The organism is Ruania albidiflava DSM 18029 (assembly GCF_000421225.1).
Lineage (GTDB): Bacteria > Actinomycetota > Actinomycetes > Actinomycetales > Beutenbergiaceae > Ruania > Ruania albidiflava.
The window spans coordinates 1-4,065 of sequence record NZ_ATWL01000043.1; the positions used below are offsets into that span (position 1 = coordinate 1).

Below are 4,065 nucleotides of genomic sequence, written 5' to 3' on the forward strand. Positions count from 1 at the left end.
GATGGATGTCCGACAACACCCATCACAGCAGGGCCACGAGCCCCTCCCTCTCTACGGCGCGGCCGGCACCTTCACCACGAACCACGGAGAGCCGTGCAGGAGGCACGAGCAGCCCGGTAGCCCGAGGCACAGGGCCCGGTGGTGCGGCCTCAGCCGGACCGACGTCCCAGATATGTGGCAAGTCAGCTGGGCACGGTGCCAGAAGGCGGCCCCGGCAATGCCCGGGTGCCCAGGGCACCCAACACGGCCAGCACCGCCAAGACCCACAGAGCCCAGTGGTGCCCGGCGAGCTCCGCCGTCGCCGTGTTCCCGAGCCGTTCGCTGGTGGCCGCGGCCAGCGCGGCGATCAGGGCGAGCCCGACGGCGCCACCTCCTTGGTAGGCACTGGTCGCCAGGCCGGAGGCTGCTCCGACAGCCGATGCCGGTATGCCGTTCGTGCACACCACGAACGAGGTCACGATGGACAGTCCCAGGGCGAACGCCCACGGTAGCGCGGGGAGCAGCAGGGCGGTCACCAGGCTGCCCGAGGCCGTGCTGGTCTGTGCCCACAGCGCGAGGGACAGACTCTGGATCACCAGTCCGGCGCCGAGCACGTTGCGAGGCGTCACCCGCCTCAGCAGCCGCGGGGCGAGTTGAGTACCGGCGAACATGGCCAATGGCAGCGGCAGATAGGCCACGGTAGCGGCGGACGGACTCAGTCCCCGCACCTGCTGCAGGTACAGGGTGACCACGTAGAACGTGGCCAGCAGGATCGTGCCGACCACCACGAAGAGCGCTCCACCCACGGCCACCGATCGCCGCCGCAGCAATCCACGCGGGATGAGTGGCTCGGCCGCCGTGCGTTGCCGCCACACCACGATCGCGGCGCACACCAGCGCCCCGGCCGCAGCCCATGCTCCCGGTACAGGCAGCGGATCGGCGAGCGAAGCTACGGCAAGGGCAAGTAGCGCCACCGCCGCGGTGGCGGCCACCCCACCGAGGACGTCCAGCCGCGCCGGTGTCCGCGGGGGCATCGGTAGCACCCGCCGGGCGAGCAGCAGCACCACCACGCCGAGGGGGACGTTCACCCAGAAGATCCAGGACCAGTCGATATCGGCGAGTAGGCCGCCGAGCACCAGACCGACCGGGGCCGCGATCCCGCCCATCCCACCGAGGATGGCCAGCGCTCGGTGCCGCTGTGGACCGTCGGCGAACAAGGTGGCGATCAGGGCCAAGGCGGCGGGAACCACCAGAGCCGCACCCGCCCCCTGCACGGCCCGCCCCACCAGCAGCTGCCAGGACTCGCTCGCCAGCGCGCAGCCGGCCGAGGCCAGGGTGAACAGTCCCGTACCGGCGAGGAAGAGCCGGCGGTGGCCCAGCACATCCCCGAGGCGGCCGGCGAGCAGCAGCATTCCCGCGAACGGGATCAGGTAGCACGTCACCACCCAGGACACCGCCGATCCCCGCAAGCCGAGATCCTCCTGGAGTACCGGAAGCGCGATGTTCACGACGGAGGCATCCATCACGGTGAGGAACTCGATGCTACCGAGCACAACGAAGCCCGCTCGGGCGCGCCGCTCGGCACGCACTGCCGTCGAGGTCACAGCAATGCTCCACCGGAGGCATCGATGCGCTGCCCGGTCACCCAGCGGCTGTCCGTGGAAGCCAGAAACGCCACGATGTCGGCTATGTCGGTCCCTTCGGCCAGCCGACCCAATGGCGAGAGCCCGGCCACCATCTCCCGCGCCCCGCCGAGCCAGGCTGCGTTCATCTCCGTGTCCACCGGCCCGGGCGCCACGGCGTTGACCGTGATCCCACGCGGACCGAGCTGCTTGGCCAGAGCAGCCGTGAACGCGTCGATCGCCGCTTTGGTCATCGTGTACGCGATCAGGTCCGGCTGGGCAGCCCCCGCGGTGAGGTGAGCGGACAGATTGACGATCCGGCCGCCGTCGACGAGCCGCTCCAACCCGTGCTTGGTGACGAAGAACGGCACCGCCGTGTTGATCGTCCAGAGCCGGTCCAGCCCGGTCGCCTCGGTGGTCTCGATCGTTCCGCGCGGATCAGCGATCCCGGCATTGTTCACCAGGATGTCGATCCCGTCCGCGACGGCGTCCACTCGCTGCCAGAGGTCTCGTGCCTCCTCCTCGGGGTCACCCAGGCCGAACCGGACGCCGATCGTCCTGGCTCTGCCACCGGCCGCGCGTACCGCGGCCGCAGTGTCCTCTGCCGCCTCGGCATGCGTGGCGTAGTGCACCAGGACGCGCGCACCTTCGGCAGCCAGTCGCTTCGAGATCGCCGCTCCGATACCCCGTCCACCGCCGGTCACCAGTGCCGTCCTACCGTCGAGTCGCATGTCTCCTCCATTGTGTAGCGATCGATATAGAGCGACGGTACACGATTATTGACCAAACGCTATAGAATAAGGGGATGACGCCACGACCAGGACGACCACGCAGCTTCGACCGGGACGCGGCCCTGGAGCGCGCGATGCTGCTGTTCTGGGAGCGCGGGTATGATGCCGTGACCACCCGCGACCTGACCGAGGCCATGGGCATCGCCGCTCCGAGCCTGTATCACGCCTTCACCAACAAGCGGGTCCTGTTCGAGGAGGCGGTTGAGGCCTACGCCCAGCGTTACGGCGGCTACATCGAGGCCGCACTGCAGAATGAGCCCGACTCTCGCAGTGCGGTGGCCCAGCTGCTGATCGGGGCAGTGCGGCAGCAGACCCTTCCCGGGCGCCCGCCCGGCTGCCTGATCATCAGCGGAGCTACCAACTACAGCCCAGCCTCGGCCGAGACCGCCGCCGGGCTGCGGCAGCGGCGCGCACATGTCCGGGACCGGATCAGCGAGCGGATCCGGGCCGACATCGCCGCAGGTTCGCTGCCCTCGGACGCCGATCCCGACCGCCTCGCCACCTATGCAGTCTCCGTCTGGCAGGGGCTCGCTCTTCTCGCTCGTGACGGTGCGGCGCGCGCGGACCTGGAGGCGTCTGTCCGCACAGCTATGCAGGCCTGGCCGCAGCCTGCCGCCGCCACGCCCCGATGAGCAGCGCGAGGGCGAGGGCCACGAACACCAGCTGAGCCGCCAGCCCGGCCGCGGTGAAGCCGTGGATGGAGAACTGCACCAGAAACCCGTTCCAGCAGTAGGTGACCATGGCGCCGGTCGCGGCCGCCAGGCTGTGCCGCTCGGTCCATCCCTCGCGCCGCGCGAGGAGGCCGATGCTGACTGCTTCGGTAGCGGCGGCTACGGCCATCACCGCGCGCGTGACCGCGGGGGGAACCGACCAGCCGATACCGACCGGATCCTGGCTGAACACGAACAGGGCGCTGCAGATCGCGGTGAGTAACGCCGTCGAACGGGGTGACAGGGCACTGCCCGGCAGACCGGGGCCGGCCGAGGGCCGGAGCAGTAGCCCGGCCACGACAGTCGCGCCAATCAGAGCCAGCACCCCGACACCTTGAACTGTGCTCGGGAAGAACCCGTAGGTGACGTAGTTGCCGATTCCGACCACTGCGGCCCCGAGCAGGAACCCGAGTACCGCGGCGACCGTTCCGGGAGTGCGCAGCAAGGGTCGGTGCGCGCGGGTGCGGAACAGCTGCTCGGTGAGCACGATGGGGACGAGCATGCTCCAGACCGTGTGGATGGTGAGCACATAACCCGACCAGACCGGACTGGTGCCCAGCGCGGGTATCCAGCCGTACTCGAGCAGGCCGAGGTTGAGGTACTCCGGATTGAACAGCGTGCCCAGCACGATCCCCTCCTCCAGCAGGGCGTAGCCGACGGCGAACAGCGCCATGGTCGGGTAGCCGCGCCCGAGCCGCCGGGTCACCTCCCGAATCACCAGCGCGCCACCGCCGTAGAGAAGGATCAGGGGTAGCACGGACACCAGCCACGAGGATGGGACAGGTTCGATATTGCCGAGGAGGAACTCACCGACGAAAGGGGCTCTACGCGGTTCGTGGTGAATGGGCTGCTGTGATGGTTGTTCACACCGCCATTCTCGCGGCGCTGGTCAGCAGGATACGGGTTCGGTAGTTGCCGGCGTTTTTGAATCCGCGGCCGGTGCGTTTGATGTTCTTGATGCCG

The 4,065-nt window shown here is 69.1% G+C and carries 4 protein-coding genes; 1 reads left to right on the plus strand and 3 read right to left on the minus strand.

Annotated elements, in window-relative coordinates; all coding sequences use genetic code 11:
• Positions 1-182: 182 nt before the first annotated feature.
• Both K338_RS0119315 and K338_RS0119320 read right to left on the minus strand, forming a co-directional pair.
• Positions 183-1,583 carry an MFS transporter gene (locus tag K338_RS0119315; protein ID WP_022919779.1) on the minus strand — a complete coding sequence of 467 codons (1,401 nt, stop codon included), beginning with the start codon at positions 1,581-1,583 and terminating at the stop codon, positions 183-185.
• A complete protein-coding gene (locus tag K338_RS0119320; protein ID WP_022919780.1) occupies positions 1,580-2,332 on the minus strand; it encodes an SDR family oxidoreductase in 753 nt (250 codons plus the stop codon). Before K338_RS0119320 ends, K338_RS0119315 begins: the two co-directional genes overlap by 4 nt.
• Positions 2,333-2,406: 74 nt before the next feature.
• On the opposite strand from K338_RS0119320, the gene K338_RS0119325 reads away from it, so the two are divergent.
• Positions 2,407-3,024: a TetR/AcrR family transcriptional regulator gene (locus K338_RS0119325; protein WP_022919781.1), complete on the plus strand. Its 618-nt coding sequence runs from the start codon at positions 2,407-2,409 to the stop codon at positions 3,022-3,024.
• Here the strand turns inward: K338_RS0119325 and K338_RS0119330 are convergent.
• Positions 2,981-3,865 (minus strand): hypothetical protein, encoded by an 885-nt coding sequence (locus K338_RS0119330; RefSeq protein WP_022919782.1) that lies wholly within the window; start codon positions 3,863-3,865, stop codon positions 2,981-2,983. The genes K338_RS0119325 and K338_RS0119330 overlap by 44 nt on opposite strands.
• Between the last annotated feature and the right edge of the window lie 200 nt (positions 3,866-4,065).